Origin of the sequence: Paenibacillus agaridevorans (genome assembly GCF_018604145.1) — a bacterium.
GTDB classification, from domain to species: domain Bacteria; phylum Bacillota; class Bacilli; order Paenibacillales; family Paenibacillaceae; genus Pristimantibacillus; species Pristimantibacillus agaridevorans.
This window is the reverse complement of sequence record NZ_CP075889.1, coordinates 5,963,690-5,978,749: the sequence shown is the minus strand read 5'-3', so window position 1 is coordinate 5,978,749 and position 15,060 is coordinate 5,963,690. Positions and strand designations below refer to the sequence as shown.

Here is a 15,060-nt window from a genome sequence, read left to right as displayed (position 1 = left end):
GTATAAAACAACCAGATAGTTAACCGTGTTTGATTGACATGCGAACAAACAGAGTTAATTCCGCTTGGGGTGGTGCAGGAATATGATCGAATGGATGATGGGAATGTGAGTGTACCTCCGCAATTTTCCTGTGCCCATTGCGGAGGCGAAATGTACCCAAAGTACTACGAAGGGAGACGTGGAAGTTAATCACTGGCGAGCGGAGTGCACAGGAAACTTGCACGCTTCGTTCTGAGAGGGGCGATTTAAAAATTGCTGTTTTTGGATAGTAACTCACTAGTCGTCTACTCTACTTGGATAACGTTTACGATTGTAAAGACGCGACTGAGCTTCGTTCTATAATCTCGGTTGAAATCATGGTGTGCTCCGAGCGGATTTCAGGGTTGTCCATTCTTCTAAATAGCATTTGAACAGCTCGAATTCCGAATTGATCCTTGCAAGCATCGATCGAGGTTAATGCCGGCGTTACCCAATCACACTTCTGGACGTTATCAAAGCCGATGATCGAGATGTCTTCTGGACAACGAATGTTCAGCTTCTCAAGCTGCTGAAGGACATCAAAGGCGATTGGATCATTGCCGCAAACAAGCGCAGTTGGTCGATCGGGCTTGGTTAATGCAACCTCCAATTCCTCAGGTGAATAGGGGGTGTGGTGATTTTGACGGCTGCCGATGAAATGCCAGGCTTCGATACCGCTGTTTTCCCTCGAATTAAACTCACTAATTGCAGCATTAAATCCATGAAATCTCTGTGTAAAGCTATAGGAGTATGAAATGTCGCCAACAAAGCCGATTTTGCGATGTTGATAATCGATCAGATAGTGAGCGGCATCGTAACCACCAGAGTAATTCTCGGCAAGTACATGATCCAATTTAAGCTGATTGTAATGTACATCAATTAGGACAACGGGGATTCCGGTTGACTGTACAGCCAGGATATACGCGGGTGGTATATTCCCGAGAATGATCGCGCCATCGACTTTACGATCGGAGACACTGGTTGGCATACCATCCGATGTCGGCAATGAAATGTCAATTCCCGAAAGAATCATGCTGAAATGCATCTCGCTTAAAGCTTCTTCAATCCCGCGTACAATTTTCCCCCAATATTCAAAATCAGAGAGATCTTCCCGCGGAATGAGTGTAACGACATTTCCAGTTTTGGAGGAAGCAATGGATTTATTAGAGGAATTGATCCGATAGCCTAATTTCATGGCGGTCAGTCGGATCAATTCTTTTGTTTCTTCACTAACGCCGCTTTGGTTGGCTAACGCCTTGGATACAAGCGATTTGGATAATTTGAGCTCATCGGCTATGGCTTGCATGGTTACCTTTTTTTTCATAAACCTGCTCCTCGAATAGTCATAATGGAATATTAAGTTAAGCATAGCTGTAAACATATGAAATTTCAACAATTTCGTAAACAAATATCTCAATTGGAGTAAAGGGACTGTAGGGGATGATGTAATGCCAGCCAATATCTTAAGAAGCCACATTTATATTTTGTACGAACACAAGCTTTTTTTTCGAATTAGTTTAAACATATTAGTTAACAAGTTTATATTAATTAGTTGACAAAACATTCGATAGGTTATATGATCTGAATGCAAACGCTATCAAAATTTTTAAGGGGGATCGTAAGTGAAAAAACTCTGCTCTATGTTTACTGCTATCGTGTTGTTGTTGAGTTTATTTGATTTTGGGCTTTTCATTCCTAAAGCCCACGCTGCCGAGCTGGCTACTCCCAACATCAAGGTGTATGACAGCGGCGATGTTTCTAATGGCGCGGGATGGTGGTTTAGAGATCAAGCCATTGCAGTCAACGGAGTTGACAAGAAAGAAGGGGCCGGAAGCATTGAAGTTGTAGGCGGCGGCGTCATTGATTTAAACAAGTCGGGTGCTGTAAAGTTTGATGCAAGCGATTACGCAACTGGCTATCTTCAATTATGGGTATACACTTCGGATGTCTCCAAGTTAGCGGGAAAAGCGGGCAGTATTGAGATTGGCAGCGGCGGTGTCTATGGTACTGCCCAATATTATTGGGACTTCGGGACGCAGGTATCCCCTTATCTGAGAAATGGATGGAATCATCTATCGCTGCCGCTGAGCGAGGCGCATATTCCTGCTGGAGGATCTGCTCCTGATTTATCGAAGCTGGATTGGTTCCGATTCTTTGTCATAGCAGGGAGCAGCGAATATCTGACAACAAGATTGGATAACATTGTTTTCTCGGATACGTCATTCCTAATGCCGAGATCTTTTAACAATGCGGATGCAACGGAAGGTTGGTGGGAGAATAATGGACGGCAGCTTGACCTTGTGGATAAAAAAGAGGGAGCTGCGGCTCTGCAAAGCACGGGTATCGATGAACAAAGATTTGTTTATTTTCTAGGTGATCAATCCATCGCTGCAGGAGTCACTGAGGATGCGGGCTATATCCAATTCTGGTTTTATGTCTCTGATCTATTAAGGTTTAATGGCACAGGTCAAGTGGAAGTGGGCAGCAGTCCATGGGGGGAAGATGGATATACATGGTCTATTGCTGATAATGTGGTCCCACAGTTGACTTTGACTGAGGGTTGGAACCTTGTGCATCTGAAATTAAGCGACGGCATAAAAAGGGGAGACCCGGATTTATCAAAAGTGAATTGGTTTAGAATATTGATGCAAGGAACGGATGCATTTACAACGAAACTCGATGATGTCAGATTCACGAATGGTGAAGCGGAGATCCCGGTGGTAGAGCCGGAACCTGAACCAGAGCCAGAGCTCGGACCTGTTATGGATTTGTTTTATACAGGATTCGAAGAACATGATCCGCAGCCCCAGTATGTGAATACGTATGCTTGGTTGCCGTCAAATGTGACGAATTACGTCAATGAACCTATTCAAGCAGTTGGCTATGAGGGTGACAAAGTATTGACAATATCAGGAGTTGATGCGGGAAATCCGAGTTTTGTGTATTTTAAGTCATTTGATGTAAATATTAATGTCGCCCCGAATGCGGTGCTTGAATATTACATCAAACCTTTAAATGCGCTCGGAAGATTTACCGGGATTGATCTGGAGTTTTCGGATGGAAGCTCTTTAAGAGAAAGCGGAGCTGTAGATCAGAATGGAGTATCGATGCATCCTGGTGCTGTACGCAACACAGCGCTAAACACCTGGTCGTTAGTCAAAAGCGATATAGGCGTATCGAATAGCGGTAAAACGATTAAGAGAATCTGGGTTGCATATGATCATGCCGAAGATTCCGGAACCTTCGATTCTTATATTGATAATATTAAGATTTCGGGAAGCAAGGTTTCATCCTATGTTGGCAGATTAGGTGCGGAGGTCATGGATCTTACACTGGATTCCGAGGATCTTCCGATCGCCAGCCTTAACGTCATGGCATTCGGCGCCAAGGCGGATGGTGTGACCGATGACGGTCCAGCCTTCCGAACGGCAATGAATAAAGCCTCCAAGGATGGAGGAGCAGTCGTATTCGTTCCTGCCGGTCGTTACAAGATTGAAGGTACGTTAAATATTCCTAAGGGTGTTACCTTGCGTGGGGATTGGCAAAATCCGGAGTCATCAGCGGCTGCTGCAGGTACGATTCTTCAAGCATATGCGGGCAGAGGCAACGAGAATAGCGCCTCCTTCATTACAACTGACGATAATTCGGTGGTGCGCAACTTAACCATTTGGTACCCGGAGCAAGATGATATTGACAATATCCAGCCTTTTCCTTGGACCATTGAAGGCATAGGTGTATGGGGGCCGAACGTCTATAACGTTACATTAATTAATTCCTATAAAGGCATCCATGCCGAAAAAGATAGACATTCCGTACATTATCTTAAAAACATCTATGGCACCCCGCTTAAGTTAGGGATTGCGATTGATAACACTTGGGATATTGGCAGGGAGCACAATGTAAATTTTGCTCCGAGATACTGGGCTGAATCCGGATTGGCTGGCTCTCCGAGCGATTCGGATATTCTCTCTTACCTGCAGTCCAATGCAACAGCCATCGTGATTGAGCGTTCGGATTGGGAGTATATGTACAACCTGTACTTTGAAGGCTATCAAACAGGAATTTTGATGAAATCGGATTACGCGGGTCCGTTTAATGGACAGATATGGGGCCTGGTCATTGAGAAAGGAATAACGGGAATTCGAGCGGACGTTGTCAATGATATCGGAGTGATGGTGTCAAACAGCTCGATTCGCACGGTCGGGCCTGCTGTAGTAACAGGAAATGACTTCAAAAATCCACAATCGTTGAATTTTAACACAACAATCTTTGCGTCTGAGGATGAGCAAGCCATCGTGCAACAAGATGGTACAGGGGTAATTAACGTTGTTCATTCTACATTCGAGTCATGGGGCGCGAGCAAGAGCGCAATTGATCTTGCCAAGGGGACGCTGATTGCAACGGGCAACAGATTTATGCAGGATGATCAGAGTATTCATCTGGCGCCCAGGGTAACTTCGGCATCGATTAGCGAGAACGAATACGCCAACGCTTCTCCAATCCTGAACGAAAGCTTCGGGGATATCAAGCTTGGAGCAGAAACAACTGGCAAAGCGACGATTGTCCCGATTCCACTTCGCGATACGCCAGCTGCGAAGCCACAGCCTAAGCCGACCAGCGATTATGTGGTAAATGTGAAATCGGAGCCATTTTGGGCAACGGGTGATGGCGAGACCGACGATACAGAGGCATTTCAGGATGCGCTCGACGCTGCCGAAGCCGAAGGTGGCGGAACGGTCTATGTTCCTGCGGGGAGATACCTGATCGAAGGACATTTGGTCATTCCTGCAAATACGGAGCTAAGGGGAGTGAATGACGGCCCAAGGCATTTCGGTGCAGCACCGAAAGGAACCGTATTGTTGGCAACCGGGAGCGCAAACGATACGAATGGAGATCCGTTTATTACACTGCTGGATGATGCGGGCGTTAATGGCTTATCTATCTTCTATCCCAACCAAAGCTATTCAAATATGACGAGATATCCGGCAACGATCGAAGGAGCGGGTCAAGGCGCTTATGCTGTATTCCTTACGTTGCCTAACTCTTATACAGGGATTGTATTCAAGCAAAAAGATTATTATTTGAAGTATGGCCGAATAACGGGATTAAGCAAAGGGATTGTCATTGACGGTGTTTCTGAGGGAGGTTATCTGGAAGATAGTCAGAACACTATGGGAGACTGGCAAGACGGTGCCAGAGAAGATAACGCGCCTCCATCTGATTTGTGGACGGTAACGCCAAGCTTCCCGCAATCAACAAATATAGAAATCAATAACTCATCCAACGTTATTTTATTGGGCAACTTTGTATTCGGCTTCGGTCATCCACTGGTAATCAGCGGCAACTCATCCAATATTGATGCCTATGGCTATGGCGCGGATAACTCCGGGCATGTTGTACGACTGACTGGCTCGGGAAGTAACATTAATTTCTACAACCTGCAGGCGGTGTCAATTGGAACAGGTCTGTTCGACAACGTTGCAGGTCGACATCTCAACAAATATTATATCTATACATCGCCTACATTTACAGGTGAGTTAAATATTTATAACGCCACTGCATGGGCAACCAAAGCGGGCAATTTGTTTGAGGGCGATGGCACGGTTCATATTGAACAATGGACGGCGCGTGAAGGCGGTATGAAGGTTGCGGGCGGCACCTTGAACTTGCAAAGCTCTTTCTTCCATATGTTCCCCGCGCAGGTCGAAGTGTTGGCGGGAGCGAATGCGACCATTAAGGCGAATGGAGGCAGCAAAGAATTTGTTGTCAACCAAGCTGTCGGCAGCGTTGTACAATCTGAATTGAATATTATGGTTGGGGATGTTGTTATCGTTCCCGAACCTGAAGCCAAACGTGTTGCGAACCAGACTGTGACATTGGATGGCAATTTGGAAGCATTAGTATGGAAGACTGCACATTGGAATGACTTCAACCTGTACTCGGTGAAGAAGTTGGACGACCCGACTAACATTAGCGGGAAGTTTGCCTTTATTCACGATGATGAATATCTGTATTTCACGTTTAATGCAACTGATAATTACATGTATAACAAGCGGCCAATTGCCTCGATATGGGATGCGGACGGTGTAGAAATGTATTTCAATTTTAACAATACAAGCGAGGGCAACAAAGGCTTCTATCAAGTGGTTGTCGGTCCGGATTATTTGGATGCAGATGGAGTTCAGGCTAACCAAGCAGGCTTTAATGTTTACCGTATGGAAAATGATCAGGCCTACACCAAGGCGATGAACGCAATTGAAGCGTACGGTGCGCAAACCGAAAAGGGCTGGATCGTTCAGGTTAAGTTGAAAATTTCGGAATTTGATGGTGCGGCCCCATACTTCTCAGCTTCAGGGGGGGGAATCCCCTTCGAGCTTACGGTAATAGACAGAGATGGAGCGGACGGGGGGACTTGGAATCAGTATTACTCCAATCTAAGCAGCATTACGATTCCGGCCAATACGGACACCAACAACCCAACCCATCCTGAAGGTCCAACAAATCCTTCGAATCCAGGAAATACAGGAAATCCAAGTAATTCAGAAAATCCAGGGAATGAGCCCGAGGAATCTGTGGATCCTAAGCACAATTTCACGGATACAGCTGGACATTGGGCAGAGAAGCTCATTAGCAAAGCAGCAGCGGACGGTATTGTATTCGGTTATCCAAGCGGCGATTTCATGCCAGACAAAACAGCAAGCCGTGCTGAGTTTGTGGTCATGCTAATGAGAGTTCTTAAACTGCACGACGTCGGGGATATAAGTATGTTTAACGACAGTAAGCAGATCGCGGCTTGGGCGGCGCCAGCCATTAAAGCAGCAGTGAGCGCAGGTTTGATTTATGGTTATGCGGATGGAAGCTTCAAGCCGGGCGGGCAGATTACAAGAGCAGAAATGGCGGTCATCGTAGCGAGATCATTAGGTGTTTCTATGGATTCCGTGATCGCTACAGGATACAAGGATGACGCGGATATTCCAACTTGGGCGAAGACGGCTGTGGCAGCGCTTAGAGAATCTGGAATTATGCAGGGGCAAGGTGCAAACGTCTTTAATCCGAACGCTACTGCGACTCGAGCAGAAGTGGTCGCCGTTCTCCTGAGGATAATGGAACAAAGCTGAAATCCGAACTTTTGAAATCGCACTTCTAGTCGATTCTGAAGGTCTGTCCTGTCAACAACAATGGGGCAGGCCTTCAGTGAAAAGTTTATTATTATTAGTAAACAAATTTCGTTAAATGTGTTGACATAAAGTGATGATTCGTTATAATTAAAATAGTAGACGATGAAAGCGGTTAAATTGACAAGGGGGAACGAAAATGAAGAAAAACAAGTTGAAATTTGGTGTAGCACTTATTATGGCTTCCAGCATGGTATTGTCTGCTTGCGGTTCAAATTCAAACAATGGCGGTGCGACACAGAGTCCTGAGAGCAGCGAGCCGGCTGGTCAGACGGAAGAGCAGAAGGAAGTAGAGCTTAAAATCATTAGCTTCCGCGTAGAAGATAAAGCATACTTTGACGAGTTAAATAAAGCGTTTGAGGATGCCTATCCCTATATTACGGTCAAGTATGATGCCGTACCTACTGCGGATTATCCGCAATTGAGAACAGCAAGAATGACAACCGGCGATGTTGACTTGATCGCAAGCGCCACCGAAGCTGAGATCGTGGCAGAGGATACAAGAGAAACGTTGGCTGATCTTACAGGTGCGGAGTTTCTGAACAACTTCATGCCGGATGCGCTTAAAGCGGGGCAATATGAGGGCAAACAATATTTTGTGCCAATCAGTACAGTGTCCATGGTTACTTTCTATAACAAGCAGATCTTCGCTGATAACGGGCTTTCTGTTCCGACAACTTGGGATGAGCTTATTGCCGTTTCTGAAGCGCTTGCAGCGAAGGGTATTTCCCCGATTATGTTCGGCGGCAAGGATCAGTGGCCGATCAATATGATCATTGCTCAGCTTGAGCAGAGTATCATTCGTCCTGCTGGAGCCAATTCGGACTATTATTCAAAGATGAGAACAGAAGAGAAAAAGTTTACGGATGCTGAGTGGCTTGAAGTGTTTACGAAGCTTCAAACATTGAGCAAGTATTTCCAAAAGAATTACGCTGGCCTGGATTATGGCCAAGCACCAGCGTTGTTTGCCCAAGGCAAAGCAGCGATGATGATTGACGGTTCATGGAGCCTTGCTCAAATTGAGGATGCTAATCCAAGCTTTGAAACAGGCGCATTCTTGCTGCCGGGAAGCAATGATCCGGTAGCCAATCAGGTGGCTTCAACAAAATTCGGTTTCGGCTGGATGGTAAACAAGGATTCTAAGAACAAAGATGCTGCGATTAAATATCTGGAATTTATGACATCGAAAGAAAACTATCAAAAGTACAACGATCTCGTGAGAATGCTTCCTACGATTGAAGGAGTGACAAGCAGCTCTACAATCATCCAAGAGGTTACGCCTACGCTGACCAATCAAATGCCCATTTGGGAAAGCTTGCAAACGCCTGGTGGAGTATATAATTATGCTCAATATGCAACGCAAATGATTCTAGGTGATATTACGCCACAAGACATAGTAGAAAAAATGCAAAAGGATTATATCGATTCTAAACCAGAGTGGAAATGATAAAGGGATACGGAAATGGACCTCCCCTGGGGGGTCCATTTCTAATAAAGGAGATGTGATATGGTATTTAGTGGTCGTTTCTCGCGTTATTGGCCGATTATAGTCGTACTGCCAGCTTTATTTTTGTATATCTTATTTTTGCTATTGCCGTCACTTGGCAACATCTTTTTCTCCTTTACTGATTTTACCGGAAACGTTAACCGACCGTTGAATTGGATTGGCTTCAGGAATTATGAAAGAGCGCTCACTTCTGATTTCGATAATTTAGGCACCATTATTAAAAATACGATTCTTTTCGCGATTTCTGTTACAGTCTTCCAAAATATAATTGCCGTCCTATTAGCCGTTCTTGTTAATATGAAGCTCAAACTACGCAATTTCTATCGATCCGTTATTTTTATGCCTAATATGTTAGGCGTTATCGTCATTGGCATCGTTTGGGTGTTGATTTTTGATCCCTTTAATGGGCCGATATACCTTGTGTTTGAGAAGCTGGGAATCGAATCCGCTTTATTGGGCGATCCAAAGTTGGCAATGACACTTGTCGTATCCGTAACGATCTGGTCGAATGTCGGTTACGGTATGATCCTCTATTTGGCTGGTTTACAGAATATACCTGAAGAATTATATGAAGCTGGTAAAATTGATGGGACTTCCGGTTGGAGTGCTTTTCGTTATATTACGGTTCCTCTGCTTCGTTCGTCGATTACGATTAACGTATTGATCTGTATTATTGGAACCTTGTCGATGTATGAAAGTATTCTTGTGTTGACGAACGGTGGCCCAGGCATCGCAACGACGACGCTTGGACTGTATATCCTCAAATCTTTGTCTACTGGCTCACAGGGCTACACAGCCGCACTTTCCATACTTCATTATTTCATCGTGCTAGTTGTTGTCCTCATTGTTCAATTTTACCTTCGTCGCAAGGAGGCAGACCTATGAGGATAAATGGAAAGTCGATAGCCTCTAACCTGGTTCTAATTATTGTGAGTCTGCTTATACTCGGTCCTTTGTTTCTTATCCTTAATATTTCGATGAAGACGACCGAAGAGTTTCTTAATAATCCTGTAACGATTTTCAAGACCCTGAATTGGAGCAATTTCAAGGTAGCGTGGATTCAAGCTGAGATGAAGGTGTATTTTAAGAACAGCTTTATTTATACGATTTTTGGTGCCTTGGGCACCTGTGTAATCGCTACTTTAGCAGCCTACCCCATAGCAAGAAAACATTTTAAAGGTTCGAATCTCATATATCTGCTATTTCTTTCTGCCATTTTCTTGCCAGGTGGATTAGTCCCCCTGTTGTTCATCATGAAGTTTATGGGATTTACCAATACTTATTACGGTTTTATTTTGATGAAGATAGCCTACGGACTGCCGATTGCCATATTTATTCTTGTAGGGTTTGTTAAAGGCCTTCCTAAAGAATTGGATGAGGCGGCAGCGATCGATGGTTGCGGGTATTTCAGATATATTTTGACAGTTGTATTCCCATTAATTAAACCAGCGTTTCTAACGGTTGCCATGCTTTCTGCCATTGGGATCTGGAATGACTTTATCAACCCTTATCTGTTTATTACAGATAAAGAAATGAGACCATTAACTTCTGGTCTATATATGTTCTTTGGTCAGTACAGTACGAACTGGACTGTGCTATCTGCGGGAATCATTCTTGTAGCTGCTCCATTGGTTCTACTTTATTTCTTCTTGCAACGGTTTATTATTAGCGGTGTTACAAGCGGGGCAGTCAAAGGTTAGTGTTTATGCCTACATGTGGAGGTTAGAGAAGTGGAAAAGTTACTAAATGGTTTGAGTTGGCGCTTTATGGGTTTCCATCCCTGGGTTCCCTTGTTGGGTAATAGTCTGGAAACGGGAATTTCTTTAAAGGGAGTTACGGATTGGGTACCTGCTACTGTGCCTGGCGGTGTACATTACGATTTGTATCGAGCGGGATATATTGAGCATCCGCATCATGGTATGAACAGCTTAAAATGCGAATGGGTGGAGAACCGTTGGTGGTTGTATGAGACCACTTTTGCTTGTCCGGAAGTGGAAGGGAAACAGGTAGAGCTCGTGTGCAAGGGGCTTGATTATCGCGCAACCATTATTCTTAATGATGTTAAGCTTGGTCAGCATGAAGGCATGTTTCACCCAGCAGTGTTCGATATTACTTCGTTCGCCATCCCGGGGGAAACGCTCAAGCTGCAAATTTTGTTCGAGAATGCTCCCGAAGAGATGGCCCAGATCGGCAGGACGTCCATGACGCATACCCAGAAGAGCCGCTTCAATTACAAATGGGACTTTTCTACGCGAATGGTCAATCTGGGGATTTGGGATGACATCCTGCTCAGAATAAATGAGGAAATCCGATTCGATGAGCTCTATTTAACGACTGATGTCGTGCAGAATTGTGGAACTGTAAGTGGATCGATTACCTTGAAGCAGAACAATTCCGGCGATATTGGTGATTTTGGTGATGTAAAATTAATGGTCACTTGCAAAGCTCCCGGTGGGCAGGTCGTTGATACCAGCGAACATAAGATATTGGCCCAGCAAATCGAATACTCATTTATTATAAATATGGATAATCCGCAGCTCTGGTACCCGAATGGATATGGCGATCAGCCGCTTTATGAAGTAGAACTGCAAATTGTAAACACGGATGGGCATGTATACGATATTCAGGAACGCTCAATTGGCATTCGAAAACTTGGTTATACGTATAACGTCGATAGCCCAGAGGATGCACTGCCGTATACATTTATGATAAATGACACGAAAATTTACATTAAGGGAGTCAATATGACTCCGCTAGATCTGCTCTACGGAAATGTAACACCTACTCAATACGAATGGGTCATTTATTTAATGAAAAAGGCAAATATCAACCTTGTGCGAGTGTGGGGCGGCGGTATCATTGAGAAATCGTTGTTTTATGACCTTTGCGATCGTCATGGCATTATGATTTGGCAGGAATTTATACAGTCAAGCTCCGGGGTAGATTCGATTCCATCAAAGCTTCCAGGCTTTCTTGAATTGCTGGAGAAATCTGCTGTCGTTGCATTAAAGGAACGCCGGAATCATGTATCGTTAACAGTATGGAGTGGAGGCAACGAGCTTACGGACAAAGACGGCAGACCTTCAACTTATGAAGATGAAAACATTGCCTTGCTTAAAGCATTAGTAGAAAAATATGATCCTACCCGGATGTTCTTGCCGACATCAGCTTCCGGTCCGGTAGAATTTATCACATTGGAAAAGGGAATTTCCCACGACGTTCATGGAAATTGGAAGTATGGTGGAAATCCTGGGCACTATGAGCTCTATGGCAATGTAGATCATCTGTTCCATAGCGAATTTGGCATGGATGGAATGAGTTCTTTAAGGAGCCTACGCAAGTTTATGCCGGAGCCGCTGCTGACTCCACGCTCTATGAATCATGATCTTGTATGGAGACATCATGGGGAGTGGTGGGATACCTTCGATCGTGATCAAGAATTATTTGGGGAGCTTAACGAGATCAGTAGCTTCGTCCAAGCTAGTCAGTGGATTCAAGCAGAAGGTTTGCGTTACATTGTTGAAGCGAATCGTAGACGGAAGTTCAAGAACAGCGGAAGCATTATTTGGCAAGTTAACGAGCCATGGCCTAACGTCTCTAGTACAAGCTTGCTGGATTATTACGGTGAGCAGAAGATGGTTTATCATTGGATTCGTAAAGCGTATGCACCGCTTCATGTTTCTATGAATTATCAGAAGCTTAACTATTCGATAGGTGAACTATTTGATGAAGACATATACGTTCACACTCACAACCAAGCTGGAACAGTGCTGGAGGTACAAGCGGAAGTGATGGACTTTCACGGTCATGTTTATATGATCGAGAAGTTCAAGGGGCGATCGATAGCAGAGCAAGTTTTACACATTGGACGTTTATCCTTTCATGTAAGTGAATATCCGCGCGAGCTCTTCTTCGTGAAATTAAAGGTCAGTTCATCGACTGGAGAGCAAGGGGACAATCTATATGTTTTCTCTAGGAGCAGTGAAAGGATCTACGCCTCCGCGCTTCAATTGATGGATGAGCCATTGGAGATCGTTCCGGCAGGGGAGTGGAAATCGGCTGGTACCTTCGATCGAGATAGCAGCGATCCGATGTTGGAATGCAGCTACACCATTCGCAATCCGGGTAAAACAGCTAAGCTGCATATTTATCCGGAGGAATTATCTAATTGTTATTGGATGGAGGCAGATCGCAGCTTTGAGACCTTGTTCCCCGGTGAGAGTATGATCGTAAAAGTACATTGCAGGCTCAAACAAGGGGGAGGGCTACTGACCGAAGATCGCCCAGACACTACTGGGGATTATCAGTTGCCTGTCATAAGATTTAGTCATTTCGGCGAGAAAGGCGGGTGAGACGAAGATGAAGGATGAGCAGATATGGAAGCATAGACAATCACTACGGAATACGCAAAATGCGATTGCGGCAGGCAAGCTGCGACTTGGTTTTATAGGAGGATCGATAACGGATGCCAGGCCTCGCCATAATTGGCCAGAGCCGGTCATTGCATGGTTTAAGGAGCAATATCCGCAAGTGCAATTGTTCGTTGAGAATGCCGCGATTGGCGCGACAAGCAGTGATCTGGCTGTATTCCGCGCGGAGCATGACTTGATTGAGCGGGGCTGCGATCTCGTATTCGTGGACTATGCCGTCAATGACAATGAGATGGATAGCGAGTTCAGAATGCGTACAAGGGAAGGGCTTTTGCGTAAGTTATTAGCGGATGGTCACAGGGATGTTGTGCTCGCTTATACGTATCGACATGAATTTTATCCCAACATGAGCGCAGATGAAAATCCTGCATCCATTGCCGATTTCGAGAGGTTGGCGGATCATTACAGAATCGGATCGATCGGAATGGGCTTGTATGCATTTGAAGAAATAAAATTGGGAAGAATGCGTTGGGAAGAGTGGCTGCCCGATGGCTTGCATCCTACGTCGAGAGGCAGCTTGAGTTATGCCAACAGCGTAATTACATTTCTGCAAGCTGAGTTAACAGAGTTAAATCCATCCGTTGTACAAACAGAAGCATTGCCGCTGCCGGAACCGTTGGATCCGGATAACTGGGAGAAGGCGTTTACGCTGCGTTTATCTGATGTGGAAACCGAAGGGCCTTGGGTCATCCGACGCTGGCCGCATGTGGAATGGATCGATCAGGTGCTTGAAACGGCGGCTATCGGTGCGAAGTTGAAATTCACTTTTGAGGGTCGTGGACTGACATTGGGATTTGACTTCGGCAAAACCTCCTCGGAAATCCGATATCGACTAGATGGCGGACCTTGGGAGACCACGGTGCGTGATCGACCGGACTGGTGCGGAAATGATGGCTGGTACAGGATGCTGAGTATCGCAGAAAGGTTAACTAGCGGCTTGCATGTATTCGAAATGGAAGTTGTACATGGCTGTTTACCCAACTGCACTGGTACCAATTGTCGTTTGGCTCTAATCGGTATCATTGCATAAACAGTTTTCGGTTCATACTATCCGAGTGAACGAGATCGAATTGTACAATCAATAATACGATCATAAAGCCGTGCTAATGCAGGAAGTTCCTGAACATTGGCATGGTTTTTTACGTTATTCCTTAAGTGGCTGCTAGGGCGGATACGAATCCGTGTGTGTGAGTAAAGGTTTAGATAATGTTCATTTTTAAGGTATAAAATTTATTGTTGCAATGTGATATAATTCAGATTATTTGAGAGGAAGTTATTTAAAATCATGTATGAACAAAAAAACGGTTAATGTTGCTTCTTGCCCCTGGCGTTGCAGCTTTATCGGCGTTAATATACGGATTAACGCAAGTTTTTCATATAATCGGAGGACCAGAAGGGGCACGGTCATGGAGATATGGCAAGTCATGTACCGGCAGCCGGATTGCTATCCAGTTCAATCCTTCTATTAGCAATCTTACCTATTGTTACACTCCCAGCGGAGCAGAATTCCGTGTGGACGCCGAAAGTTTTGGAGGATCGGCAAAAAGAACTTGTTGAGTTTTTAATAATGTCATGACAAGGGGACATAGATAAATGCTTCATTGCCTTACCTATGGCTGAAGACTAATCGGTAACATAGGAAAGGAAAAAGAAAAGGAAAAGGATGCATCCCCTGTGTGTAGGCCTGCTCATAGGATGCAACCCCAAAAATCAACATGGTTATCGTATCAAACATTTCGTAATACGTATTAATTTATACCGGATTTCGATAAGATATCCTGTCCGAAATGTGTAGACACGATGTAGTCAAACGCTCTAACAAGTACTAAACACGGGTAAAACAGGGCGGGATTGCATAACATTCTAAATCGTGAGAAGCCCAATAGGATAAGGCCTCCCGGGATTAAATAAAATAACGCAAAACGTAGTG

Annotated in this window: 7 protein-coding genes; 6 read left to right on the top strand and 1 reads right to left on the bottom strand. The window is 44.7% G+C overall.

Translation table 11 applies throughout. The features are described from left to right. Window positions 1-304: 304 nt before the first annotated feature. Window positions 305-1,342 carry a LacI family DNA-binding transcriptional regulator gene (locus tag KJW29_RS23850; RefSeq protein WP_214626510.1) on the bottom strand — a complete coding sequence of 346 codons (1,038 nt, stop codon included), beginning with the start codon at window positions 1,340-1,342 and terminating at the stop codon, window positions 305-307. Window positions 1,343-1,640: 298 nt separating this feature from the next. On the opposite strand from KJW29_RS23850, the gene KJW29_RS23845 reads away from it, so the two are divergent. From KJW29_RS23845 to KJW29_RS23820, 6 genes are all read left to right on the top strand, one after another. Next, window positions 1,641-7,136 (top strand): S-layer homology domain-containing protein, encoded by a 5,496-nt coding sequence (locus KJW29_RS23845; RefSeq protein ID WP_214626509.1) that lies wholly within the window; start codon window positions 1,641-1,643, stop codon window positions 7,134-7,136. Between the two features lie 196 nt (window positions 7,137-7,332). Further along, window positions 7,333-8,640 carry an ABC transporter substrate-binding protein gene (locus tag KJW29_RS23840; RefSeq protein WP_214626508.1) on the top strand — a complete coding sequence of 436 codons (1,308 nt, stop codon included), beginning with the start codon at window positions 7,333-7,335 and terminating at the stop codon, window positions 8,638-8,640. Window positions 8,641-8,700: 60 nt separating this feature from the next. Beyond that, window positions 8,701-9,585 (top strand): carbohydrate ABC transporter permease, encoded by an 885-nt coding sequence (locus KJW29_RS23835; RefSeq protein ID WP_214626507.1) that lies wholly within the window; start codon window positions 8,701-8,703, stop codon window positions 9,583-9,585. Further along, window positions 9,582-10,400: a carbohydrate ABC transporter permease gene (locus KJW29_RS23830; protein ID WP_214626506.1), complete on the top strand. Its 819-nt coding sequence runs from the start codon at window positions 9,582-9,584 to the stop codon at window positions 10,398-10,400. The genes KJW29_RS23835 and KJW29_RS23830 overlap by 4 nt, the downstream gene beginning before the upstream one ends. A 30-nt stretch (window positions 10,401-10,430) precedes the next feature. Beyond that, a complete protein-coding gene (locus tag KJW29_RS23825) occupies window positions 10,431-13,052 on the top strand; it encodes a glycoside hydrolase family 2 protein (RefSeq protein WP_214626505.1) in 2,622 nt (873 codons plus the stop codon). Between the two features lie 7 nt (window positions 13,053-13,059). Next, entirely contained in the window at window positions 13,060-14,160 is a 1,101-nt protein-coding gene (locus KJW29_RS23820) for an SGNH/GDSL hydrolase family protein (protein WP_214626504.1), read from the top strand. Window positions 14,161-15,060 lie beyond the last annotated feature (900 nt).